We start from the raw sequence: 22,936 nt of genomic DNA on the forward strand, positions 1-22,936 counted from the left end.
CCCATAGACTTATGTACGCTTCTCCCGTTAGCAATAACGGGAGAGACACTCTTTTTTCTTGTACTGAACTAGTTTCAGTATCTATTAAAAACTTGCAATATTATTTTACCATATGTTAACTTATACAGTTAAAGCAATTTAACTGAAAATTTTAGGGTGGTTATTGCATTGGGGCTCACCTCTTCCCATCTCGAACAGAGAAGTTAAGCCCAATAGCGCCGATGGTACTGCATTTATGTGGGAGAGTAGGTCGCCGCCTTTCTTTAATCTTGATAGAATCAAGATCCTAAACCTCAATTCTTTAAGAATTGAGGTTTTTTTATGGAATGATTTGTAAATCACACCCTTTTTGAAAAAGGATTCTAATGAGATAAATATTAAGATAATCTCTATTATATTTGAGGAATATTGTAATAATATAGCTTATTTTCGTTATGAATTTAACTAACTGTTTATTTGTTGTGTGGATGTGTTATAAAAATCTCTTTTTTTATGTTTTTCTTTTTTCTTTTTGTTCGATTAAGGGACAGGTAGGAGGAGAAGAAGTGTATCAGTTCTTAAACTTATCTACTTCTGCAAGACAAATTGCATTGGGAGGAGAAACTTTGACTCTTCTGGATGATGTAAATCAACCTATATGGAACCCATCTGTTATAAATGTTGAAATTGATAATAAGGTTTCTGTTAATTATACGAGCTATTTGGCTGGAATAAATGTAGGTTCTTTGTCTTATGCTAAGTCTTTGTCTAGAAGATTTGGAACTATTCATGGAAGTATAAAATATATTGATTATGGTTCTTTAATTGGTGCTGATGAACAGGGAAATGAAACTGGTAATTTTGATGCTAGTGATATTGCAGTTTCTGTTGGATATGCTATAAACATTCCAGAAACAAACTTTTATATTGGATCTAATATTAGAATTATAAATTCTAATATATCAAATTTTTCATCAACAGGAATTTCTACAGATTTAGCAGTTTTATATAATAATTCTCAAAAACCTTTTGTAATTACATTAGTAGCAAGAAATTTAGGTACTCAGATTCAAACTTATAATGGTGAAAAAGAAAAACTACCTTTTAAATTGGCTTTAGGAGGGTCTTATAAATTAGAACATGTTCCTTTAAAATGGTATGGTACTATTGATAATTTACAGCAATGGAATATTTCAGTTTCAAATCCATCGGATCAGACTACAGATTTAGAAGGTAATGTTTCTGAAGAAAATGTTGGTTTTATAGAAAATACTTTTAGACATTTAGTAATTGGTGCAGAGTTATTCCCTGAAAGTGCTTTAAATTTAAGATTAGGTTATAATTTTAGAAGAGCAGCTGAATTAAAATTACAAAATGTTAGAACTTTTAGTGGGTTTTCCTTTGGATTTGGAATAAAAATGAATAAATTAAAATTCAATTATGCATATTCTAAATTTCATACAGCAGCCAATGCTAGTACATTTAGTTTATTAATAGATTTAGATAGAAGAAGATAAATGGGTGAAAAAATTATTATTGCAATTGATGGATTTTCATCAACAGGTAAAAGTACCATTGCTAAATTATTAGCAAAAAAATACAATTATATTTATGTTGATACTGGTGCAATGTATAGAGCTGTTACTTTGTTTGCGAAACAAAATAACTTTGTAGGTAAGGATTTTTTAGATAAAAAAGGACTAGTTTCTAGTTTAAAAGAGATATCACTTTCTTTTCAATTTAATATTGAATTGGGGTTTGCTGAAATGTTTTTGAATGGAAAGAATGTTGAAAAAGAAATTAGAACACTTGAAGTTTCTCAATTAGTAAGTAAAGTTGCTGCTGTTTCTGAAGTTAGAAAAAAGTTGGTTGCTGAGCAAAAAATAATGGGTGAAGATAGTGGTATTGTTATGGATGGTAGAGATATTGGTACTGTAGTTTTTCCTAATGCTGAACTAAAACTATTTATGACAGCTTCTGCAGATAAGAGAGCAACAAGACGTTATAAAGAATTGATTGATAGAGGTGATAAAGTTGACTTTAAAGATATTTTATTTAATGTTGAAGAACGAGATAGAATTGATTCTACAAGAGAAGATTCTCCTCTAGTTAAAGCTGATGATGCTATTGAATTTGATAATTCTGATATGGGAATTAAAGAACAGTTTGATAGAATTTGTGCTTTAGTAGATAGAAGAATTGTATAATCTCTAAAAGTTTTTAGACTAGTTTAGCCCTGATTGAAACCGTTCGAATATCTGCTGATATTCTTAACCTTTTTATAGATTTTAAATAGAGAAAGTAATTTAAAATAAAGAGATTGCCACAGTTTACAAAAAAGTAAACTTCGCAATGACAGCTATAAAAAGATATAGTAGAAAGCAGGAAATAGCTTCTAGTAAAAAAAAACTTAATTTTAAGGAATATTTAAATACTTATGAGTTTGTAAAGAAATTTTCCATTTCGGATTTTTCATTACATAATCTACAATAAGTTCTGTCATTTTTTCTTTCTTACTCCATTCTGGTTGTAAATAAAGTTGACATTTATCTGAAACTTTAGCTGCTTCTTGTTCAGCAAAATCAAAATCAGATTTATTATGAATAATCATTTTTAACTCATCAGCTTCAGGATAAACTTCTGCCAAAGGAAGTTTGGTTTTCTTAGGCGAAAGACAAAACCAATCCCATTTTCCAGAAAAAGAATACGCTCCAGAAGTTTCAATATGTGTTTTAATATTGTTTTTTTGAAGGAGTTCTGTAATATAATTCATAGACCACATTAAAGGCTCTCCACCAGTAATAACAACAGTATTAGCGTATTTTTTTACATTCTTTACAATAGTATCAGCCAAAGTTGGTGGATGTAATTCTGCATTCCAACTTTCTTTAACATCACACCAATGGCAACCCACATCGCAACCACCAACTCTAATAAAATAAGCTGCAGTTCCTGTATGAGAACCTTCACCTTGAATTGTATAAAACTCTTCCATTAAAGGAAGCATTACACCTTTGTTTACTAAATCTTTTGTCTTTTTATCCATCTACATTATTATCAACCAAAAAGGTTTTAAAAGTGCAAAGGTAGTTTTTTGTCTTTCAAGAATAAAAAGAATAATAATTTAATTCTAAAGTGTTAAAAATCAAATGATTTTTGTAAATTTGCACTCCTTTTTACGATAACAGATTTATAAAAGGAACAAAATAAAACAATTTATAAAAACAACTCTTTGCGTTTTTATCGTTAAAAATCTGGTAAACAATAAGATACAAAATTATTTTTCGGAAATGTCTGAAGAAACAAAAAACACTGAAGAGCAAGTAGTTGCTACTGAAGTACAAGAAACAGCGACTCCAGCTGTAGATCCAAAACAATTTTTAGCTGATTTTAACTGGCACAAATACGAACAAGGTATTGAAGCAGTTGATGAAGATAAATTAAAAGCATTTGAAACAGCTTTAGAAGGAACTGTAGGATTTGTAAATGAGCGTGATGTAATTGAAGGAACTGTAATTAGAATTACAGATAGAGATGCAATTATTGACATCAACTCTAAATCTGAAGGAGTTATCTCTTTAAACGAATTTCGTTACAACCAAGCATTAGCTGAAGGAGATAAAGTAGAAGTATTAGTTGATAAAAGAGAAGATTCTTCTGGTCAGTTAGTATTATCTCACAAAAAAGCAAGAGTAATTAAAGCATGGGAACGTGTTAACAATGCTCATGAAACTGGTGAAGTAGTTAACGGTTTTGTTAAATGTAGAACTAGAGGTGGTATGATTGTAGATGTTTTCGGAATCGAAGCATTCTTACCAGGTTCTCAAATTGATGTAAAACCAATTAGAGATTACGATCAATATGTTGAGAAAACAATGGAATTTAAAGTTGTTAAAATCAACCACGAATTTAAAAACGTTGTTGTATCTCATAAAGCGCTTATTGAAGCTGATATTGAATTACAGAAAAAAGAAATTATTGGTCAATTAGAAAAAGGACAAGTATTAGAAGGTGTTGTTAAAAACATTACTTCTTATGGTGTCTTTGTTGATTTAGGTGGTGTAGATGGTTTAGTACATATTACTGATTTATCTTGGTCTAGAATCAATCATCCAAATGAGGTTGTAGAATTAGATCAAAAATTAAATGTTGTAATTTTAGACTTTGATGATAACAAATCTAGAATTCAATTAGGATTAAAACAATTATCTGCTCACCCTTGGGAAGCTTTAAGCACTGACTTAAAAGTTGGAGATAAAGTAAATGGTGAAGTTGTTGTTTTAGCTGATTATGGTGCGTTTGTAGAAGTAGAACAAGGAGTAGAAGGGTTAATTCACGTTTCTGAAATGTCTTGGTCAACTCACTTACGTTCTGCACAAGATTTCGTAAAAGTTGGAGATAAAGTTGAAGCTCAAATTTTAACTTTAGATAGAGAAGACCGTAAAATGTCTTTAGGTATCAAACAATTACACCCAGATCCTTGGACAGATATTACAACTAAATATCCTGTAGGTTCTACTCATACTGGTACAGTTCGTAACTACACTAACTTTGGTGTATTTGTAGAATTAGAAGAAGGTATTGATGGTTTAGTTTATATATCAGACTTATCTTGGACTAAGAAAGTGAAGCATCCTTCAGATTTTGTAACTGTTGGTGATAAACTAGAAGTACAAGTATTAGAATTAGATGTAGAGAACAGAAAGTTAAACTTAGGTCATAAACAAACTCAAGAAAACCCTTGGGATGCACATGAAGCTACGTATGCAATTGGTTCTAAACACACAGGTACTGTAAAAGAAAAGAATGATAAAGGAGCAGTTGTAACTTTTGCTGATGGAGTAGAAGGTTTTGCACCAACAAGATTCTTAGAAAAAGAAGATGGTTCTAAATTAGGAAAAGGAGACACAATCGAATTTGTAGTTTTAGAATTCTCTAAAGAATACAGAAGAGTTGTAGTTTCTCATACATCTTTATTTAAAGAGCAAGAGAAAAGAAATGTAAAAGCAGCTGTTAAGAAAGCAGCAGAAGCAGAAAAAACTACTTTAGGTGATATTGGAGGTCTTGCAGATTTAAAAAAGAAAATGGAAGCTGGAAACAAAAAGAAGTAATTCTTTTTTATGCTGAACTAGTTTCAGTATCTAGTAGATATTTATAATATCTGAAAAGCCGTTGCAAATTTGCAACGGCTTTTTTTATACATTTTATTTGGGCGTTACCTTTCAGGTTGGGCTTTACGCACTCGCTTTTTGTTCATTCTTCACAAAAGAGCTCAAACAAATTCTTCAATCCCTAACGCAAACTGCCTGCTAGCTTATAGAAATTATTAAAGATTTTTAAATGTTTATTTTTTAAGCCTTTTTAACTTTAAAGAAATCCATAATGTAAGTGAAGCTAAAATTAACCAAAATATATCTACAAAAAACAGTTGAAATTGTTGATTTAAAAATGTTTTCCAAAACCAATTACCTGTCATTATTCCGTTTGAAATAGGAATAAAAAAACCAATAATACTTCCAGAAAGTAACGTGTATTTATTTATAAAATGCAAGTCTTTCTTTAATACAAAAAAGAGAGTTAACAGTAACCAACCCATAAAATAAAAATTATGGATAAACGAAGAGTTTGTTGGCTGAAACACTTTTACAGCAATAAAAGATAAAGCTGTAATTGGATACATACTTAAGCAAATAGCTAAGTAAATTCTTACAACACGTTCATTAAAACGACGTTTTTTTTCAGGAATATTTTTTTTGTCTCTTGCAACTAGCCATATCATTACTCCAGAAATAATAACAAAACAAGTAATCAGACCTAGAATAAAACTAATAATTTTTAAAGGAAAACCACCATAATCAGCATAATGAATTTTATATAATACATTCTTAACACCATCTAAATATGAGGTATCAGTAATCGGACTTTTTTTAGAAACAATTTCTCCTGTTTTAACATTAAAAATAACTTCTCCAATTCCATTAAACTTTGTATTATAATTTAAATGACCATTTACTAAAATATGCATATTTTCATCTCCATAATTAAAAAGATGAACTTCTGTAACATCAAAATCATTCCATATTTTTTTGGTTGATGTTACATAATAACTTGCATTAAAATTTGAGGTAATTGCATTGTTTTTAAATTGATATTGAGGTTTGCTATATTCTAAATCTTCATATAATTTAGCATTATCTCCTCCATATAAAAATAGCACACTAGGAGCTACTAATACAAGTTTTATCATAAAAAAAGCACCAGTTACAGCATATACAAACTGAAAAGGCAAACCAATAAGACCAAGAGTTGTATGCGCATCTGTCCACATTGTTTTTAATTTTGATAAAGGCCTAAAAACATAAAAATTAGATACAATTTTTTTCCAATGTATAACTACACCGGTAATAATAGCAAATAAGAAAAAGAAAGCAACAAAACCAGAAAGATAATAACCAAAAGGGTAGGGAATCTGAGTTAAAAAATGGAGTCGATATAAAAATTCACCTAAAGTATATGATTGGTCATACGTGTGTTTGCTATTGTTTTTTGTATCTAAATAGAAAAACTTAGCACCTTCTGTTTTGTTTGAGGTTACAGAATCTTTTGAAGCAGACATAGAAACACTTATCCGTTGTTCTATATACGTTTTTTTAAGAGCTACATCTCTTCCGTATAAGTTGTAATTTTTATGTAAAGAGTCTAAAGCTTTATCAAAGTCTAATTGAATATCATCTGTAATTTCTACAGATTCATTTCGTTCCCAGTTTGCAATTTCATCTCTAAAGAATGAAAATGAACCTGCAAAAAAGATTATATATAGCACAACACTTATTACAATACCACTAACAGTATGTGTATGAAAAATTATATTATAAGTTCTGTTTTTCATTTTTAAGAAATAATAGGGTTATAGATTTTACCAAGATAAACGACGATAGAAAATAATACAGTTATTAATAAATAAATACCCCAAATTTTCCATCCATTTTTAGCTAGAAATGCTATAATCATTAGAACTGACCATAGAATAAAACCAGAAAAACTAGAAGTAATAATAACATTAACGTGATTAAAAATAAATGAGATTGCTAAATGGAATGAAATCGTAACAAAATAGCCACCTAAAAATCCGGCAGTTATTTTAGCAAAACGTTGCCTATTTGAGGACAAGTATTTAGGATTAGCTGGCATAATTTAAAAAATGAAAAGTTCAAATAAAAGTGAAGAAATAAATAAAATAAAAACACTTTTATATTGGATTAATTTTAATGGAGCTACTATAATTATTAAGCTTCCTACTGTCATTAAAAGGATAAAAAATAATAAAAAACCTGAAGCAAAACCAAATAAGTATATACTTGCTATTATTGAGTTTAATAGTAATATAGAAGCTATAATTTTTGTTAATTGATTGTTATTAACAATCCATTTATCTAATTTTTTAGGACTATGTTTTATTGTTTTTTTTGATGTTTTGTAAAACAAATAAAATGAGATAAATACAATAAAAATTGTAATAGAAACCATGTTTTTTATAATTAAAAGAACTCTGAACACAATTTTGTATTCAGAGTTGAAGAGTTTATTAGGTTGAATATTATTTAATACAATAGGTTGCACAATGCCAAATAAACTGGTATTCTTTGCCTTTATATTTTCCTGGAACTTTTTCACTAAAAGTCGTTTCTAAAATATATTTAGATTCCCAAGGAAGTTTAAATGATATAAAACCATCTTCATCTGTATGTAACGTTTTAGACCATAAATCTGCAACGTAAATTTTTACTTCGTTTTCTTTTAAAGCTTTTCCTTTATATAAAACTTGTAATTTTATTTCATCAACAGTTTTAGAAACATCTTTTATTGTGATTCCATTTTTGTTATCTGCTATGGTTTCAGTAACTTTTTTACCAACTTGTACTTTTGCACTAGAATTATAATGCGTTTTAAAAATACCAAAATCATATTTTGTATAATCAATTACATCAATTTTATGATTATCTAAAACAAGTGTGTGAGTTCCATTGTTTTTAGGAGTAAATTTTGCTAAATAAAAATTTTCTTTAGCAGTAACTTCTAGCTGTTCTTTTACTCCATTTGTGTCTACTACCCAAAGTGTAAAATCTTTTACTTTTGGATATGCTTCACCGTTTACTTTTTCTATAACTCCGTAAGTATATTCGCCAAAATAAACTTTTACCTCTTGTTCTTTTCCTTTTTTTCCTGACGGATTTGTTTCAATCCATAAGTAATGTGCAAAAGATTGTGTTATTGCAAATAAAAATAATACGATTGTTAATATTGATTTTTTCATGTTTAATAATTTAGTTTTCATTAAAATTTATATGCTATTGATAACCTTGCATTTGTTCCTGGTTCTGATTGCCAGTAAAGGTAATCACCATATCCAGCACCTGAATACAGGTATTTATTCAAAATATTATTTACATTTAACCTTATACTTACTTTATTCTTTTTCCAAGAAACTCCACCATCTACTCTAAAGTAATCTGGTAATATTGCTTCCTTTCCATCAGTAGCCCAAGCCCATGAAGAACGGTCAACTAAATATTGATACCCTAAAGACACTCCAAATCCTTTTAATTTTGAAGTTGGATTAAAATTATAATTCAACCAACCATTTGTAATATGTTTAGAATGACCTGCAACTTTAGTTCCTACTAACAAAGGATTAGAATCTTCAGTAATTTCAACATTGGTATTAGAATAGTTTAGTACCATATTTAATTCTGGTGTAATTTGACCTTGTAAATCAAATTCTAAACCTTTAGATTGTACTTGCCCAATTTGAATAGAGAAATTAGTGTCTTCTGGGTCAGAAACTAAAATGTTGTCTTTTGTAATTTGAAATACTGTTAAAGAGGTGTTTAATTTTCCATCAAACCAAGATTTCTTCAAACCACCTTCAATATCTGTTGCTAATTCAGCATCAAAAACCTCATTTGTTTTACTAGCACCAGTTTGTGGTTTAAAAGCTTGATCATACAATCCATACACCGTAAAGTCAGATAAAATATCAAAACTAAGACCAACTCTTGGTGTAAATTGAGAACCTTCATTCTCTGAAGGTCCATAAGAAAGTATATATGCATCTGTATATCTACCAGCTAATGAAATCCTTAATCTATCTTCAAACAAACCAATTTCATCTTGTAAATAATAGCCTTTTGTAAGTGTTTCATACTTTACTAATCCATCTCTATCTTTTACGCTTTTACTTCTATCAAAATCAGGAAATACAGCATTGCCATATACAGGGTTGAAAATATTAAAAGGGGTTACATCAATTTCTGCAGATTGACTCCAATCGTGCCAAGAATCTTTACTATTATAATCAAAACCTGCTAAAATTTTATGACTTATTTTACCTGTATTAAAACTTCCGTTTATAAATAATTGAGTTGCATTAATTTCTATTAAAGCATCAGAACTACTAACATATCTAGTTAAATCTCCATTTTCTTGAACACTACCCCATACAGCCCATTGAGACAGCCCTTCCATTTCATAATCTAATCTTGAATATTGCGCTTGAAATTCCCAATTATCATTTATTTTATGAGTAAAGTTTGTAAAATAATTTCTTTCTTTCATTTCTGTACTTGGAAAATCATCTTCAATGGCAGAAAAATTTCTATCTACACTTGCAAATCCAGCAGATGTTGGCCCAAAAACATACGCACCACCATAAGGCATATTTAATTTTTGATAAATATATTCAGCCGATAAAGAAGTTTTATCAGTAAATAAATATTTAAAAGAAGGTGCAAAAGAAGTTCTTTCTGTTGTTTCAAAATCACGATGTGAGCCCTGAGTACTTTTCATTACATTAACTCTATATTGAAATTTACCGTCCGCAACAGTATTTCCATAATCTAAAGCCCCTCTAAAAGTGTTAAAACTTCCTGCTGCAACATTTATTTCTGCAACTCTATGGCTACTCTGTTTTTTAGTTACAATATTAAAAAAACCACCTGGCTCACCTGCAGCAAGCATATAGGCTGCAGGTCCTTTTACAAATTCTACACGTTCTACAATACTCATATCTTCTGCCAATGGTCCCCAAGAAGTAGTAAGGTTCATTCCGTTTCTCATTGGAGCAATTCTAAATCCACGCATATTTATACGTGCAAAATTCCCCCAGTGCTCAATCATTTGAGCACCACTTACATTACGTGTAATTCCATCCATCATTGTAAAAGAAGCTTGATCATTAATCAATTCTTTATTTACAATTTGAATGTTTTGTGGTATCTTTATTAATGCAGATTTTAACCGTAAACTTTCTGAAGGTAGTTTGGCTAGATAATTATTTCTGTTTCCATTTATAACAATTTCAGTTAGTTTTTCTTCAGATGGTTGTAAAACTATTGTTGGAACAATAGTAGATTGGTTTTCTACAACTTTTATTTTTATATTTTTTGATTTAAAACCTATAAAAGAAATTGAAAGTGTATAATCACCAGACAATACACTTTCGAAACTATATTTCCCTAATGTATTTGTTGATGTTCCTATGTTTGTTCCTTTAATTGAAATATTAACATTAGAAATTGGAGTATTATTTTTCGAAATTATTACCCCTTTTATTGTTCCTTTTTGGGCATTTATTAATGGTGCCGAAAATAGTATTGCTAAAATTATTAATTTTTTTATCATTTTTATTTGTTATTTATATTTAGTCTAAATAAATTTACCGCAAAATTAAACAAGCAATTGAATCTAAAAAGACGCATAACGAATAAAAAAAGACGTGATTTTGATAATTGTAAAATTTTGGATTTAGAAGCCCTAAAATCAAGTTTTATTAATATAGTAGCTGTTGAAAAATGTAAGAATAAGCAGTGTGGTCTTCTTTGTATGGAGTATAAAGTTCTACCAGAATTTGGGGTTGGATCTATTATAGAATTTCAATTTAATTGTATTTCTATATTAATTAGTAATTTTTTATTAAGTTCAGATTTAGTTATTTATGAGAAAAGTGAAGGAGATAGATTACAATTATCTTTTCTTTTAGAAGGGGAAAAAATAATATCATTTGATAATAATAGTAAAGATATTTTATATGAAAGTCAAGAATCTTATATGGCATTCATCAAAAACTTTGAAGGCTTTTATCGAATAACAAAAAGCAAACCTTTTAGAGAGGTTAAAATAAAACTATCAAATGAGTTTTTAGATCAACATGGATTAAACACGGGATTAGATTATAAAAAAATTACAGATAAAAACCTTATAATTCCTATAAGTAATGATTTACTTACAATTTTATCAGATATAGAATTAAAAGCCATAAAAGGTTTACCTCGTAAAATTTTATTAGAAGCAAAAGTTCTTGAAATTTTAGCCATCCAAATAAGTTGTTACAATGATTTAATCTCAAATAGCTTAAATATTAAAAGCGATAAACAACTTAAGGTTTTATATCAGGTAAAACAATTGATCCAAAATAATTTGGATAAAAATTATTCTATTAATCAACTTGCAAGTGAGTTTGGGTTGAATGAAAACTTGTTAAAAGCTAAATTTAAAAAGTTATTCAATTCAACAATTCATCAATTTTATATAGATGAAAAAATGAAAAGAGCTAAAGAATTATTAAAAACAACACAAATCCCTATTTATGAAATTGCAGAAGAAGTTGGTTATAAAAATGCGACTCACTTTAGTGCAGCTTTTAAACGTTATTATAAAGAAACTCCTAATAAATTTAGAAATGCATTGTAATCCTTCAAAATCAAAAAAAAGAATTAATATAAAAAGAGTTATTATTTAGAATGAATTATATTTGTTACCCTTAAAATGACAATAATAAACTATGACATTAATAAAATCAATATCAGGAATTAGAGGTACAATAGGAGGAAATACTGGAGATAATTTAACACCAGTTGATGCCGTAAAATTTGCTTCTGCTTATGGGGCTTTCATTAAAGAAAGAAATTCGGGTAAAGAAAAAATTACAGTTGTAATTGGTAGAGATGCTCGTATTTCTGGTAAAATGATATCTAGTTTAGTAGCAAATACATTAGTTGGTTTAGGTATTAATGTAATTGATTTAGGCTTATCTACAACACCAACTGTAGAAGTTGCTGTTCCTTTAGAAAAAGCTGATGGAGGAATTATTTTAACAGCATCTCACAATCCGAAACAATGGAATGCTTTAAAATTACTAAATGAAAAGGGAGAATTTTTAAATGGAGCAGAAGGTGAGAAAATTTTAACATTAGCAGAAAGCGAAGATTTTTCTTTTGCAGAAGTAGATGATTTAGGTTCCTACAAAAAGAATAAAAAATACTTAAAAAAGCATATTAAAGAAGTTTTAAATCTTGATTTAGTTGATGTAAAAGCTATCAAAAAGGCAAAATTTAAAGTTGTTGTTGATGGTGTAAATTCTACTGGAGGAATTTTTATACCTGCTTTACTAAAAAAACTAGGTGTTAAATGTGTTGAATTATATTGTACACCAAATGGTGAATTTCCTCACAATCCAGAACCTTTAAAAGAGCATTTAACAGATATTTCTGAATTGGTAGTGAAAGAAAAAGCTGATTTTGGTATTGTGGTTGATCCTGATGTAGATAGATTGGCTTTGGTTTCTGAAGATGGTTCTATGTTTGGTGAAGAATATACATTAGTTGCCTGTGCAGATTATGTTTTAGGAAGATTAGGTGGAGGAAATACGGTTTCTAATTTATCATCTTCTAGAGCATTAAGAGATGTTACAGAAAAACATGGAGGAACTTATACTGCATCAGCAGTTGGAGAAGTGAATGTGGTAATTAAAATGAAAGAAACTAACACTGTAATTGGTGGAGAAGGAAATGGAGGAATCATTTATCCAGCCTCTCATTATGGAAGAGATTCTTTAGTTGGAGTTGCCTTGTTTTTATCACATTTGGCAAATAAAAAAATGTCTTGTAAAGAATTGAGAGATTCTTATCCAAGTTATTTTATGAGTAAAAATAAAATTCAATTAACTCCAGAAATTGATGTAGATAAGATTTTAGAAACCATGGCTTCTAAATATTCAAATGAAGATGTTAATACAATTGATGGTGTAAAAATTGATTTTGCAGATGAGTGGATTCACTTAAGAAAATCAAATACAGAACCAATTATTAGAATTTATACAGAAGCTAAATCTCAGCAAGCTGCAGATGATTTGGCAGTTAGATTTATAGATGAAATTAAAGCAATAACAGCATAATATTTTGAACAAAAAAGTAATAATCGCCTCATTTTTATTAATGAGTATCTCTTCTTTTTCACAAGAAAAAAAGATAGAAAAAATAACTAATAAAGGAAAATTCTTTATTTATTGGGGATGGAACAGAGCTAATTATTCTAATTCAGATATTCATTTTACAGGAAATAATTACGATTTTACTTTACATGATGTAAAAGCGAAAGATAGACAAACTCCATTTAATTTTAATGATTATTTAAATCCAGCAAGAATTACAATTCCTCAAAATAACTATAGAATAGGTTATTTTTTAAATGAGCATTATACTATTTCTATAGGTGTAGACCACATGAAATATGTAATGGTTGCAGACCAAACTGTAAAAATCGATGGAGAAATAAATTCAGGTACACCTTTTGATAAAGTTTATAACAATGATGATATTGTATTATCTGAGGATTTTTTACAATTAGAACATACAGATGGTTTAAATTATGTAAATGTTGAGTTTAGAAGATTTGATGAAATTGGTCATTTAATAGGTGTTAATCATAGAAATTTTCAAATAAATCTTACAGAAGGTTTTGGTGCAGGTATTTTGTATCCAAGAACAGATGCAACATTATTTAATCAGGAAAGACACGATGAATTTCATCTTGCTGGCTGGGGAGCTTCTGCAGTAGTTGGTTTAAATCTAACATTTTTTAAACACTTTTTTATTCAATCTGATTTAAAATTAGGGTATATAAATTTGCCAGATGTTAGAACTACAGCCAATATTGAAGATAAGGCTACACAATCTTTTACCTTTTTTGAAAGAACAATTCTTTTTGGAGGTAGATTTAATTTATTTAAAAGGAAAAATAAAAAAATTAAAGAATTATAAAAACTCTTTTGGTACTTTATCTCTATGTTTAAAACGTCTGTGAGACCATAAATAAAATTCAGGTTGTTCTTTAATATTTGCTTCTGTTAATTCGGTAAATTTATCTGTAATCTGATAATCTTTAAATTCTTTTGGAGAATCTGTTATTAATTGAAACTCTACTTCATAATAACCTCTTTTAACTTTTTTAGCCACATAATTAATTACTACAAAATCAAATTTCTTAGAAAGCATCTCTGCTCCTGTATGAATTGGTACTTTTATTCCGAAAAATTCTCTCCAATAATATGTTTTATGCGGTTGAGGAGATTGATCGCTTAGCAAAATATAAGCGCCTTGTTTTTTATCATTAAAGTTTTTTTGCATTCCTCTAACCGTATCTGAGGTTTTATAACCAATTACCCCAAATTTTTCTCTAGATTCTTTAATCCATTTTTCAAAATATTTATTATTCAATTTTGTATAAGCTCCATAAACATCAATATCTAATACTAAAGGTGTATTAAAAGACCATTCCCAGTTTGCTTGATGAGCACCTACTAAAGCAATATTTCTTCCTTTTTTAGCAAATTGATTAACTAACTCAGGGTTTTTGTACTTGTAACGTTTTAAAACTTCTTTTTCAGAAATAGAAAAAGCTTTTATACTTTCCATAATTAAATCTATAAAGTGTTTAAAAAATTTTTTAGAAATCTTTTTTAATTCTTCATCAGACTTTTCAGGAAAAGAAAGTTTTAAGTTTTTTAAAACTACTTTTTTTCTATAACCAAAAATATAATACATCAATAAATAAAGGAAATCAGATTTTATATATAAAATCCTCATTGGTAATCTTGAAAGCACCCAAATAATAGGGTAAGCAATAGCAAAAACTATAAAGTTCATAAAATACTTTTTGGTTGTGCAAATATCGTATTTAAATTTAAAACGGAATAGTATTAGTAATCTGTTTTTAGTATGTTTGTTTTATGATGAACAATATAAATCAAGCGGTTTTATTAATAATAATAGTCAATGTTTTGGCTTCTATAAAAGGGTTTAATGATTATTCTTTTTTAGATAAATATAAATTTCAAGTAAGTAGAGTACTTTCTGGTGAAAAAATAAGAGCATTAACGTCTGGCTTTTTACATGTAGACTGGATGCATCTTGGTTTTAATATGTATGCTTTATATCTTTTTGGTGATATTGTAGCCAATATTTTAGGAACTCCAAACTTTTTAATTATCTATTTTGGTAGCTTAATAGCAGGTAGTTTTTATTCACTTCATTATCATAAAGATGAACCTTATTATAGTGCAGTAGGTGCTTCTGGTGCAGTTTCTGGTATTGTGTTTTCTTCAATACTTTTATATCCAGCTATGGAATTATATTTATTTTTTATCCCAATTCCAATTCCAGGATATATTTTTGGTGTAGGTTATTTATTATATTCTATTTATGGAATGAAAAAGCAGTTGGGTAATGTTGGTCATTCTGCACATTTAGGTGGAGCAATGGGAGGTTTTGCGTTAACATTATTGATAAATCCTTCAATATTTACAACAAATAAGATTTTAGTTATATCATTAGGAATCCCAATTATATTGTTATTGTTTTTTGGAGATAAATTTAAAAATATTTAATAAATAACCGAAACTAAACAGTTTCGGTTATTTATTTTTTGATAAACAAGGGTTTATCTTATTTGTTTTGATTGAAGGTTTTTCATTTATATCTTTAATTTTTATAAAATTTTTAGCATAAAAAAAGACTTCATAAATATTTATGAAGTCTTTTGAGCGAAAGACCAGGTTCGAACTGGCGACATTCAGCTTGGAAGGCTGACGCTCTACCAACTGAGCTACTTTCGCGTGGTAAAGAGCTGCAAATATAAAATGTTTTTTGAGTTCTGCAACAATTTTTTCAGCAAAAATTAATAAAATTTTTTATCATCACGTAATACCTTTAAAAAGTGAAATCCATAGATGTTATAACCTTCATTATAATAGAATTTATGAGATTTAGGATTGTTTACATATGCGTTTAACTCAATTGCTTCACAACCTTTATTTTTAACATGATGGTCTATCCAATTAAAGAATTGCTTTCCAAGACCTTGGCTTCTTATTGATTCGTCTATAATAACATGATCTGGCTCAACAGTTTTACCAATATAATGTCTTGTGGAGTACCAAAGACCAGAAATACCTACTAATTTCCCTTCCAAATACAAGCCTATGCATTCATAATTTGATATTTCTGCTATTTCTAAAATTCTTTCTTTTAATAAACTTAAAGGTGTTTTTGAGTTTAATTTGGTTAAAAGTGGGATTATAGTCAAAATTTCTTCAACTTTAATGACTTGTATATGTGTTTTCATTTGTGATAATTTTCAATAAAAATGATGGTACGTAAATGTAATTTAAACTTCCTAAATATTATAAGAACAGTGGGTTAAAGAAGTTTTTATAAAAAAAAATCTCAAACAATTTGTTTGAGATTTTTAGTAGCGAGAACGGGATTTGAACCCGTGACCTCAGGGTTATGAATCCTGCGCTCTAACCAACTGAGCTACCTCGCCATTGGTTTTGAGGCTGCAAATATAATTGAATTTTATAAACTAGCAAGAAGTGTTTTTAATTTTTTTTAAATAGAATTAATACCTATATTGTCGTCTTAAGAATAATAATAATGGACAAAATAAAATTCGAATTAGAAATCCCTATTCACGCATCGCCTCATATGTTATATCAGTATATTTCATCCCCTTCTAATTTACAAGAATGGTTTGCAGATAAAGTTAACTCTAGAGGTAAAGAATATAGTTTTGTTTGGGATGGAGAAGAAGAAAAAGCAGAGTTAATTACTAAAAAAACGGATGACAGAATTCGTTTTAAATGGTTAGAAAGTGAAGATGATGATAGCTTTTTTGAAATTAAAATTCAAGTAGATGCATTAACAAAAGATGTTTCTTTAATTGTTACAGATTTTGCAGATGATGAAGATGAAGTTGAAGAATCTAAACAATTATGGGAAAATCAAATAGATGAATTAAAACATACAATAGGCGCTTAATATTATCTTTTTATAAAATTAAAAAGCTCAACATTTTTGTTGGGCTTTTTTATGCTTAAATGTATTAAAATACATTAATTTTGCAACTTCAAAATTCTTAGTTATGATTAACTTCAATGGAGAGTTACTATATCCAGAAAATATAAAATTATCATTAGAAAATAGAGCTTTTAAATATGGTGATGCCATTTTTGAAACTGTAAAAGTGATGCATAAAAAAGTGGTTTTTTGGGAAGATCATTATTTTAGATTAATGGCTTCTATGAGAATGCTTCGTATGAAAATTCCTATGGAATTTACACTAGAATATTTGGAGCAAGAAATTCTAAAAACAGTTGCAGTTCTAGATGGTACAAATTCTTATCGAGTTCGTTTAAATGTTTTTAGAAAAGATGGAGGTTTATATACTCCAAAAACAAATAAAATTGATTTTTCTATCGAAGTAAAAGAAAGTTCATATCAAACTAAGGAGTCATATTCTTTAGATGTATATAAAGATTTTTATAATTATTCAGGGCTTTTATCAACTATAAAAACAAACAACAGAATGATTAATACTTTGGCAAGTATTTTTGCTGATGAAAATGATTTAGATAATTGTATTTTATTAAACGAAAAAAAGGGAGTAGTAGAAGTAACTAATGGAAATATATTTATTGTTAAAGGAAATGTTGTAAAAACACCCGCTTTGACAGAAGGTTGTATAAAAGGGATTACTCGTATTAAGGTGATTGAAATTCTTTTTAAAAATAAAGAGCTTACTATTGAAGAAACTTCAATTTCTCCTTTTGAAATACAAAAAGCAGATGAAGTATTTATAACAAATGCAATTATGGGTGTACAACCCGTTACAAGCTATAAGAAAAAAACGTTTACTACTGAGATTGGAAAGAAGATAGCTAGTAATTTAAAAATATTACAAATAGCTGGAAATTAATTTAGGTTAAAGTCACTAGGAGCATTTGCCCAAAGTTTATAGTTTCCTCCTTTTTGGAGTAATTTATTTTTCCAGAGGTTTTCATCATCCATAGAAAAAATATTTTCGAAATCATTTTCACCTACAAACCATGAGTTCTGATTCATTTCTTCATTAAGTTGTTCTTTTTCCCAACCAGAATATCCTAAGAAAAAACGAATATCAGAAGTATTTAAGGCACCACTGTTTAATAAGTCTTTTAGTGATTCAAAATCTCCTCCCCAAAAGATACCATTAGCAACTTCAACACTATCTTGAAGTAATTGAGGGATTCTATGTACAAAATATAAATTATCTTGTTCTACTGGACCACCTTGATATATTGGGAAATTACAATTAATTTCTGGTAATAAATCATTTACAGTATATTCTAAAGGTCTATTTAAAATAAAACCAACAGAATTATTTGTGGTATGTTCTGTTAGTAAAATAATTGCTCTATTAAATGAGCTATCATTTAAAATAGCTGGTTCTGCAATTAGTAATTTACCTTTTGTTAGTTTCAAATGATTTTTTAGAATTAATGATGTTTAAATATAGTAAAATTTTAAATAAAAAAAAACTCTCTTAAAAAGAGAGTTTTTAATATACTTAAAACTAAAAATTATTGGTTTACAGCGTCGCTTAATCCAGCTCCAGCTTTAAACTTAGCTACATTTTTAGCAGCAATTTGAATAGTTTTTCCAGTTTGAGGATTTCTACCAGTTCTAGCAGCTCTGTTAGAAACAGAAAAAGTACCAAAACCAACTAAAGCAACTTTGTTACCACCTTTTAAAGCAGAAGTTACATTACCTGTAAAAGATTCTAATGCCGCTTTAGCTGCTACTTTAGAAATTCCTGCATCAGCAGCCATTGCATCGATTAAATCTGACTTGTTCATAATAAATTGATTTTTAAAATTAATTGAATAAATATTTTTGCTTAATAGCTTAACAAATATAGACGGATTAAGGGCTCACGCAAATTTGAAGGTGTAAAAAGTGCCTTTTTGTTAATAAATGATGGTAAATTGTTAATAAAGGTGCTTGAAAAATAGAAAAACTCTACAATCCTTACTAATAAAGGGCTTACAACATTTTTGCTTCAGATGAAAAAGTATAGCCATTTAGTAAGCTTTTTACATCCATTTTTTTCTTTCCAGATAACTTAATTTCATCAATAATAATGAATCCTTTATGAACAGCTACTTTCAATTCTTTTTTTGTAGCAATAATTTTACCAGCCGTAAAATCATGTTCTTCTTCTTCCTTTTTTATAGCATAAATCTTAGAAGAAACTTCTTCGTCATTATTTTTTATAATGGTCCAAGCTGCAGGAAAAGGATTTAAACCTCTAATTTTATTATATATATTGTCTAAAGAATCTGTCCAATCAATTCTACAGTTTTCTGGATTTAATTTTGAAGCAGATTTTTTTTCTAAATCTGGTTGTTTTGTAGTTTTAACATTTTTAGTAGAAATTAAATCTACAGTTTTGGCAACTAAACTAGCTCCTAAGTGCATCAATTTGTCATGTAATGTACCAACAGTTTCTGTATCTAGAATATCAATTTCTTCTTGTAAAATAATTTCTCCTGTGTCAATTTTATCATCAATAAAAAATGTAGTAACACCTGTTTTTGTTTCTCCATTTATAATTGCCCAATGAATTGGAGCTGCACCTCTATATTCTGGTAATAATGAAGCGTGTAAATTAAAGGTACCATATTTAGGCATTTGCCAAACTACTTTTGGTAACATTCTAAAGGCAACCACAATTTGTAAATCTGCCTTTAAATTTTCTAACTCCTTATTAAAGTCTTCGTTTTTTAAGTTGGTAGGTTGTAAAATAGGTAAGTTTACAGAAGTTGCATATTTTTTTACAGCAGATTCATTTAACTTTCTTCCTCTTCCTGCTGGTTTGTCTGATGCTGTTATAACACCAACAACATTATAATCATTTTCTACTAAGTGCTTTAAAATAGTAACAGCAAAATCTGGAGTTCCCATAAAAACAATACGTAAGTCTTTCATAATTATAAATTTAATTGGTATTTATTCTGATGATTTATTTTGATTTTATCATCCGTCAATAATTGACGCAAATGTATTAAAATGTCTTTTTCATTAGCAACTAAAGATTCACTAATTTCTGAAGATGATAAAGGTTGTTTGTTTTTTAAAAGTTCTATTATTTCTGATGCTAAATTTGCAGTAGACTTTCTGTTTTCTGAAATACAAACATCACAAATGCCACATTTTTCAGTCTTTATTTCATCAAAATAACTTAAAACCTGTATACTTCTGCAAATTGTATCATTATTTATAAATTGAATTAAATCATCAGATTTTTGTTTTTTCTGACTAATAAATTGCTTCATTTCTCTAGAGAACCTATTTATTGTATAATCATCTTCTCTAGGAAGTAGAAAAGTGAGATCAGCTTCATTTTTTACAGCTTTATACTCAATAATATTATCTTTTTGCAAACGTTCAAAATTTGATACAACAAGATTGGTTGTAATTGCTGCTTTTTTAGCAATAAAAAATTCGTCAATATTTACTTCTTGCTCAAATAAACCAGCATAGGTTCTTAAAATGGAATTTGTAAATTTCTTTATAATTGGATTGTTATCAAGATAATTTAAAACCGTTTTACTATTTACAATAAATTGTAACGTAGATTTCTTATTATAATGACTGCTAATTTCTATAATTCCGTTATTCGATAAAATTTTAAGAGCAGTATCCACTTTTAAAACGGAAAAATTATATTTTTTACAGAATTCTAAAAGATTAAAAGGAAAAGGTTCTTCAATTAGTTCTCCTAAAGAAATTTGAAAAAATTGATATAGTTTTTTATGTATTTCTTTAATCTCTTTTATAGTTAATAATGTTCTTTCTAATCGATCTTTAAAAAGTAAAGCATCACTTTTATTATATAACAGAACAGCAAATGATTTTTTGTTATTTCTACCTGCTCTACCTGTTTCTTGCACATAGTTTTCTATACTAGAAGGAATGTCTAAATGAATTACCAAACCAACATTTGCTTTGTCAATTCCCATTCCAAAAGCATTTGTAGCAACAATAATTGGCGTTTTTTCTGTCATCCAATTTTCAAAAGCAATATTTTTTTCTACGGATGATAATCCTCCGTGATAAAAAGAACTTTTAAAGTTGTTTGCATTTAAAAAAGCAGCAATTTGTTCTGTTTTTTTTCTCGAGTTGACATAAATAATTGCTGGTACTTTAGTTTTGGTAAATATTTGAAGTAAACGTTGTAATTTGTCTTCAATTGTAAATATTTGATAGGCTAAATTTTCTCTATAAAAAGATTTTTTAAAAAGCTGAGGTTTTTTTAAATCTAGATTTATAGATATATCTTTAAGAACTTTTTCGTTTGCAGTTGCCGTTAAAGCAATAAAATTAACATCGGGTTTTAATTCTCTTAAAACTTTAATATTTCTATAAGAAGGTCTAAAATCATGTCCCCATTCAGAAATACAATGAGCTTCATCAATCGCAATTAAATTAATATTTAATTCTTTTATTTTTTGTTGAATAAAAAAAGATTGTAATCTTTCTGGAGAAATATATAAGAATTTAGTTCCTCCAAATTTAATATTATCGAATAAAGTAATAATTTCATCTTGTGTAGAACCAGATTTTATACTTATAGCTTTAATTCCTTTTTGTGTTAAGCTTTCAACTTGATCTTGCATTAATGCAATTAATGGAGAAATTACCAAACAAATACCTTCTTTTGCTATTGCAGGAATTTGAAAACAAATAGATTTTCCTCCACCAGTTGGTAATAAAGCAATTACATCTTTTTGTTCTAAAGCAGCAGTAATTATTTCTTCTTGTAGCGGTCTAAATTCTGAAAACCCCCAATATTTTTTTAATATTTCTTTTGGCAAAATCATAAATCGCAAGAAAGCGAATTAAGAACAAAATTGGTTCTTTCTTCTAAAGCCCCAAAAGGAATATTAATAATATTGTAACCTAAATCTGTATATGATTTCATTAAAAAAACATCAATAGCTGTAGTTTCTTCAAAAGTTTCATAGCGCTCATTATCAATTTCATGAATGTCTTTCCAAGGAGAAAAATGAAAAACTTTGTCGTATTTATATTGTTTACTTTTTTCAATATAAATTGATGGATATTCCGTTTTAAAATAATCCATATATGCATGTACATCAGGAATTCCTCTATCAAAAAAAACAATTTTCGATTCAGATTTTAAAGCGTCTAAAAACTGTTGTTCTCTGCCTTCTAATAGCATTTTACTAAATAGTAAAGGTTGGGTTAAGAACATTTGTTCTATACCTTGTTGTTGTGCTTTTAAGGTTACTTCTCTAGATATTTCTGGAAAACAAAAATAGTCTCGTTTAATCAATTCATTTAAAACCGAAGTTTTTCCTGTTCCTGGTCCGCCAATTAATAGAATTTTTTGCTGCATTTGACAAAAATAAATGAATCCCTTTATAAAACTAATTTTTAATGTAATTTTGTGTCTTGTTATTTTTAATCAATATATATAAAAGAACTTATTTTTATGAGTGATAAAAAAGAATTTTATACGAAGTTGAAAGTGCAATTAGATGATACCACTACGTTTCCTGCAGATTATATGTATAAATTTATTGTACCAACAGATGGTAATCAAGTTAAAGAAGTAGAAGCTTTATTTAATAACTCAGGAGCTGTTATAAATACAAAAAAGTCTAAGACAGGGAAATATGTTAGTGTTTCTATCGTATTAAAGGTAGAAAGTTCAGATAAAGTAATTTCATATTACAAAAAAGCAGAAAAAATTAAAGGAATAATTTCGTTATAATTAA

The 22,936-nt window shown here is 28.2% G+C and carries 23 protein-coding genes, 2 tRNA genes and 2 rRNA genes (1 of these 27 running past the window's edge); 13 read left to right on the plus strand and 14 right to left on the minus strand.

Features of this window, described 5'->3' with window-relative positions:
- The 4 genes from PHEL85_RS00020 to cmk all read left to right on the plus strand — a co-directional run.
- A 23S ribosomal RNA gene (locus PHEL85_RS00020) occupies window positions 1-17 on the plus strand (it extends 2,867 nt beyond the left edge of the window).
- A 135-nt stretch (window positions 18-152) separates the two neighbouring features.
- Window positions 153-262, plus strand: a 5S ribosomal RNA gene (rrf, locus tag PHEL85_RS00025).
- A gap of 172 nt (window positions 263-434) precedes the next feature.
- Window positions 435-1,496 carry a type IX secretion system protein PorQ gene (gene porQ, locus PHEL85_RS00030; RefSeq protein ID WP_235318209.1) on the plus strand — a complete coding sequence of 354 codons (1,062 nt, stop codon included), beginning with the start codon at window positions 435-437 and terminating at the stop codon, window positions 1,494-1,496.
- On the plus strand, window positions 1,497-2,186 hold the full coding sequence (gene cmk, locus PHEL85_RS00035) for a (d)CMP kinase (protein ID WP_036819431.1): 690 nt from the start codon (window positions 1,497-1,499) through the stop codon (window positions 2,184-2,186).
- A 209-nt stretch (window positions 2,187-2,395) separates the two neighbouring features.
- On the opposite strand, the gene PHEL85_RS00040 is transcribed toward cmk, so the two are convergent.
- A complete protein-coding gene (locus PHEL85_RS00040; RefSeq protein ID WP_036819433.1) occupies window positions 2,396-3,025 on the minus strand; it encodes a 7-carboxy-7-deazaguanine synthase QueE in 630 nt (209 codons plus the stop codon).
- A 244-nt stretch (window positions 3,026-3,269) separates the two neighbouring features.
- Between PHEL85_RS00040 and rpsA the strand changes: the two genes are divergently transcribed.
- Complete coding sequence (gene rpsA / locus PHEL85_RS00045) at window positions 3,270-5,090, plus strand: 30S ribosomal protein S1 (RefSeq protein ID WP_036819434.1); 1,821 nt, start codon at window positions 3,270-3,272, stop codon at window positions 5,088-5,090.
- 233 nt (window positions 5,091-5,323) lie between these two features.
- Here the strand turns inward: rpsA and PHEL85_RS00050 are convergent, their stop codons facing one another.
- A complete protein-coding gene (locus PHEL85_RS00050) occupies window positions 5,324-6,868 on the minus strand; it encodes a PepSY-associated TM helix domain-containing protein (RefSeq protein ID WP_036819436.1) in 1,545 nt (514 codons plus the stop codon).
- A gap of 2 nt (window positions 6,869-6,870) precedes the next feature.
- Window positions 6,871-7,170 (minus strand): hypothetical protein, encoded by a 300-nt coding sequence (locus tag PHEL85_RS00055; RefSeq protein ID WP_036819439.1) that lies wholly within the window; start codon window positions 7,168-7,170, stop codon window positions 6,871-6,873.
- Window positions 7,171-7,180: 10 nt separating this feature from the next.
- On the opposite strand from PHEL85_RS00055, the gene PHEL85_RS17715 reads away from it, so the two are divergent.
- Window positions 7,181-7,390, plus strand: a complete 210-nt coding sequence (locus PHEL85_RS17715; protein WP_156109049.1) for a hypothetical protein — start codon at window positions 7,181-7,183, stop codon at window positions 7,388-7,390.
- 186 nt (window positions 7,391-7,576) lie between these two features.
- Here PHEL85_RS17715 and PHEL85_RS00065 read toward each other — a convergent pair whose 3' ends face one another.
- Window positions 7,577-8,293, minus strand: coding sequence for a DUF4198 domain-containing protein (locus PHEL85_RS00065; RefSeq protein WP_036822868.1), 717 nt, complete (start codon window positions 8,291-8,293; stop codon window positions 7,577-7,579).
- Window positions 8,294-8,313: 20 nt separating this feature from the next.
- Window positions 8,314-10,659, minus strand: a complete 2,346-nt coding sequence (locus PHEL85_RS00070; protein ID WP_036819442.1) for a TonB-dependent receptor — start codon at window positions 10,657-10,659, stop codon at window positions 8,314-8,316.
- A 117-nt stretch (window positions 10,660-10,776) separates the two neighbouring features.
- On the opposite strand from PHEL85_RS00070, the gene PHEL85_RS00075 reads away from it, so the two are divergent.
- The 3 genes from PHEL85_RS00075 (at window position 10,777) to PHEL85_RS00085 (ending at window position 14,075) form a co-directional block, all read left to right on the plus strand.
- On the plus strand, window positions 10,777-11,727 hold the full coding sequence (locus PHEL85_RS00075) for a helix-turn-helix transcriptional regulator (protein ID WP_162179425.1): 951 nt from the start codon (window positions 10,777-10,779) through the stop codon (window positions 11,725-11,727).
- A gap of 91 nt (window positions 11,728-11,818) precedes the next feature.
- On the plus strand, window positions 11,819-13,210 hold the full coding sequence (gene glmM / locus PHEL85_RS00080) for a phosphoglucosamine mutase (RefSeq protein ID WP_036819445.1): 1,392 nt from the start codon (window positions 11,819-11,821) through the stop codon (window positions 13,208-13,210).
- 40 nt (window positions 13,211-13,250) lie between these two features.
- Window positions 13,251-14,075 carry a hypothetical protein gene (locus tag PHEL85_RS00085; protein WP_036819448.1) on the plus strand — a complete coding sequence of 275 codons (825 nt, stop codon included), beginning with the start codon at window positions 13,251-13,253 and terminating at the stop codon, window positions 14,073-14,075.
- Here PHEL85_RS00085 and PHEL85_RS00090 read toward each other — a convergent pair.
- Window positions 14,070-14,960 (minus strand): lysophospholipid acyltransferase family protein, encoded by an 891-nt coding sequence (locus tag PHEL85_RS00090; protein WP_036819451.1) that lies wholly within the window; start codon window positions 14,958-14,960, stop codon window positions 14,070-14,072. The two genes, PHEL85_RS00085 and PHEL85_RS00090, sit on opposite strands and share 6 nt — an antisense overlap.
- 83 nt (window positions 14,961-15,043) lie before the next feature.
- Between PHEL85_RS00090 and PHEL85_RS00095 the strand changes: the two genes are divergently transcribed.
- Window positions 15,044-15,700 (plus strand): rhomboid family intramembrane serine protease, encoded by a 657-nt coding sequence (locus PHEL85_RS00095; protein WP_036819453.1) that lies wholly within the window; start codon window positions 15,044-15,046, stop codon window positions 15,698-15,700.
- 155 nt (window positions 15,701-15,855) lie between these two features.
- On the opposite strand, the gene PHEL85_RS00100 is transcribed toward PHEL85_RS00095, so the two are convergent.
- The 3 genes from PHEL85_RS00100 to PHEL85_RS00110 form a co-directional block, all read right to left on the minus strand.
- Window positions 15,856-15,928 (minus strand) — tRNA-Gly (locus PHEL85_RS00100).
- A 62-nt stretch (window positions 15,929-15,990) separates the two neighbouring features.
- Complete coding sequence (locus tag PHEL85_RS00105; protein WP_036819455.1) at window positions 15,991-16,437, minus strand: GNAT family N-acetyltransferase; 447 nt, start codon at window positions 16,435-16,437, stop codon at window positions 15,991-15,993.
- Window positions 16,438-16,564: 127 nt separating this feature from the next.
- Window positions 16,565-16,638, minus strand: a tRNA-Met gene (locus PHEL85_RS00110).
- A 110-nt stretch (window positions 16,639-16,748) separates the two neighbouring features.
- Between PHEL85_RS00110 and PHEL85_RS00115 the strand changes: the two genes are divergently transcribed.
- Together PHEL85_RS00115 and PHEL85_RS00120 are read left to right on the plus strand one after the other, a co-directional pair.
- A complete protein-coding gene (locus PHEL85_RS00115; RefSeq protein ID WP_036819458.1) occupies window positions 16,749-17,132 on the plus strand; it encodes an START-like domain-containing protein in 384 nt (127 codons plus the stop codon).
- A gap of 103 nt (window positions 17,133-17,235) precedes the next feature.
- Window positions 17,236-18,069 (plus strand): aminotransferase class IV, encoded by an 834-nt coding sequence (locus tag PHEL85_RS00120; protein WP_036819461.1) that lies wholly within the window; start codon window positions 17,236-17,238, stop codon window positions 18,067-18,069.
- On the opposite strand, the gene PHEL85_RS00125 is transcribed toward PHEL85_RS00120, so the two are convergent.
- The 5 genes from PHEL85_RS00125 to PHEL85_RS00145 form a co-directional block, all read right to left on the minus strand.
- Window positions 18,066-18,614, minus strand: a complete 549-nt coding sequence (locus PHEL85_RS00125) for a YqgE/AlgH family protein (protein ID WP_081965045.1) — start codon at window positions 18,612-18,614, stop codon at window positions 18,066-18,068. The genes PHEL85_RS00120 and PHEL85_RS00125 overlap by 4 nt on opposite strands.
- 98 nt (window positions 18,615-18,712) lie before the next feature.
- Entirely contained in the window at window positions 18,713-18,988 is a 276-nt protein-coding gene (locus PHEL85_RS00130; RefSeq protein WP_036819467.1) for an HU family DNA-binding protein, read from the minus strand.
- 187 nt (window positions 18,989-19,175) lie between these two features.
- Window positions 19,176-20,120, minus strand: coding sequence for a methionyl-tRNA formyltransferase (fmt, locus tag PHEL85_RS00135; RefSeq protein ID WP_200882302.1), 945 nt, complete (start codon window positions 20,118-20,120; stop codon window positions 19,176-19,178).
- 2 nt (window positions 20,121-20,122) lie between these two features.
- Entirely contained in the window at window positions 20,123-22,015 is a 1,893-nt protein-coding gene (locus tag PHEL85_RS00140) for an ATP-dependent DNA helicase RecQ (protein ID WP_036819471.1), read from the minus strand.
- A complete protein-coding gene (locus tag PHEL85_RS00145; protein ID WP_036819478.1) occupies window positions 22,012-22,554 on the minus strand; it encodes an AAA family ATPase in 543 nt (180 codons plus the stop codon). Before PHEL85_RS00145 ends, PHEL85_RS00140 begins: the two co-directional genes overlap by 4 nt.
- Before the next feature lie 96 nt (window positions 22,555-22,650).
- Between PHEL85_RS00145 and PHEL85_RS00150 the strand changes: the two genes are divergently transcribed.
- Window positions 22,651-22,932, plus strand: coding sequence for a DUF493 family protein (locus PHEL85_RS00150; protein WP_036819481.1), 282 nt, complete (start codon window positions 22,651-22,653; stop codon window positions 22,930-22,932).
- Window positions 22,933-22,936: the final 4 nt, after the last annotated feature.

The sequence above is a fragment of the Polaribacter sp. Hel1_85 genome (assembly GCF_000766795.1).
Taxonomy (GTDB): Bacteria; Bacteroidota; Bacteroidia; order Flavobacteriales; family Flavobacteriaceae; genus Polaribacter.

What these genes read in the sequence shown, in the direction of transcription:
- porQ (WP_235318209.1), top strand. Translation starts at nt 435, where the DNA reads ATGAATTTAACTAACTGTTTATTTGTTGTGTGGATGTGTTATAAAAAT.
- cmk (WP_036819431.1), top strand. Translation starts at nt 1,497, where the DNA reads ATGGGTGAAAAAATTATTATTGCAATTGATGGATTTTCATCAACAGGT.
- PHEL85_RS00040 (WP_036819433.1), bottom strand. Translation starts at nt 3,025, where the DNA reads ATGGATAAAAAGACAAAAGATTTAGTAAACAAAGGTGTAATGCTTCCT.
- rpsA (WP_036819434.1), top strand. Translation starts at nt 3,270, where the DNA reads ATGTCTGAAGAAACAAAAAACACTGAAGAGCAAGTAGTTGCTACTGAA.
- PHEL85_RS00050 (WP_036819436.1), bottom strand. Translation starts at nt 6,868, where the DNA reads ATGAAAAACAGAACTTATAATATAATTTTTCATACACATACTGTTAGT.
- PHEL85_RS00055 (WP_036819439.1), bottom strand. Translation starts at nt 7,170, where the DNA reads ATGCCAGCTAATCCTAAATACTTGTCCTCAAATAGGCAACGTTTTGCT.
- PHEL85_RS17715 (WP_156109049.1), top strand. Translation starts at nt 7,181, where the DNA reads ATGAAAAGTTCAAATAAAAGTGAAGAAATAAATAAAATAAAAACACTT.
- PHEL85_RS00065 (WP_036822868.1), bottom strand. Translation starts at nt 8,293, where the DNA reads ATGAAAAAATCAATATTAACAATCGTATTATTTTTATTTGCAATAACA.
- PHEL85_RS00070 (WP_036819442.1), bottom strand. Translation starts at nt 10,659, where the DNA reads ATGATAAAAAAATTAATAATTTTAGCAATACTATTTTCGGCACCATTA.
- glmM (WP_036819445.1), top strand. Translation starts at nt 11,819, where the DNA reads ATGACATTAATAAAATCAATATCAGGAATTAGAGGTACAATAGGAGGA.
- PHEL85_RS00085 (WP_036819448.1), top strand. Translation starts at nt 13,251, where the DNA reads ATGAGTATCTCTTCTTTTTCACAAGAAAAAAAGATAGAAAAAATAACT.
- PHEL85_RS00090 (WP_036819451.1), bottom strand. Translation starts at nt 14,960, where the DNA reads ATGAACTTTATAGTTTTTGCTATTGCTTACCCTATTATTTGGGTGCTT.
- PHEL85_RS00095 (WP_036819453.1), top strand. Translation starts at nt 15,044, where the DNA reads ATGATGAACAATATAAATCAAGCGGTTTTATTAATAATAATAGTCAAT.
- PHEL85_RS00105 (WP_036819455.1), bottom strand. Translation starts at nt 16,437, where the DNA reads ATGAAAACACATATACAAGTCATTAAAGTTGAAGAAATTTTGACTATA.
- PHEL85_RS00115 (WP_036819458.1), top strand. Translation starts at nt 16,749, where the DNA reads ATGGACAAAATAAAATTCGAATTAGAAATCCCTATTCACGCATCGCCT.
- PHEL85_RS00120 (WP_036819461.1), top strand. Translation starts at nt 17,236, where the DNA reads ATGATTAACTTCAATGGAGAGTTACTATATCCAGAAAATATAAAATTA.
- PHEL85_RS00130 (WP_036819467.1), bottom strand. Translation starts at nt 18,988, where the DNA reads ATGAACAAGTCAGATTTAATCGATGCAATGGCTGCTGATGCAGGAATT.
- fmt (WP_200882302.1), bottom strand. Translation starts at nt 20,120, where the DNA reads ATGAAAGACTTACGTATTGTTTTTATGGGAACTCCAGATTTTGCTGTT.
- PHEL85_RS00140 (WP_036819471.1), bottom strand. Translation starts at nt 22,015, where the DNA reads ATGATTTTGCCAAAAGAAATATTAAAAAAATATTGGGGGTTTTCAGAA.
- PHEL85_RS00145 (WP_036819478.1), bottom strand. Translation starts at nt 22,554, where the DNA reads ATGCAGCAAAAAATTCTATTAATTGGCGGACCAGGAACAGGAAAAACT.
- PHEL85_RS00150 (WP_036819481.1), top strand. Translation starts at nt 22,651, where the DNA reads ATGAGTGATAAAAAAGAATTTTATACGAAGTTGAAAGTGCAATTAGAT.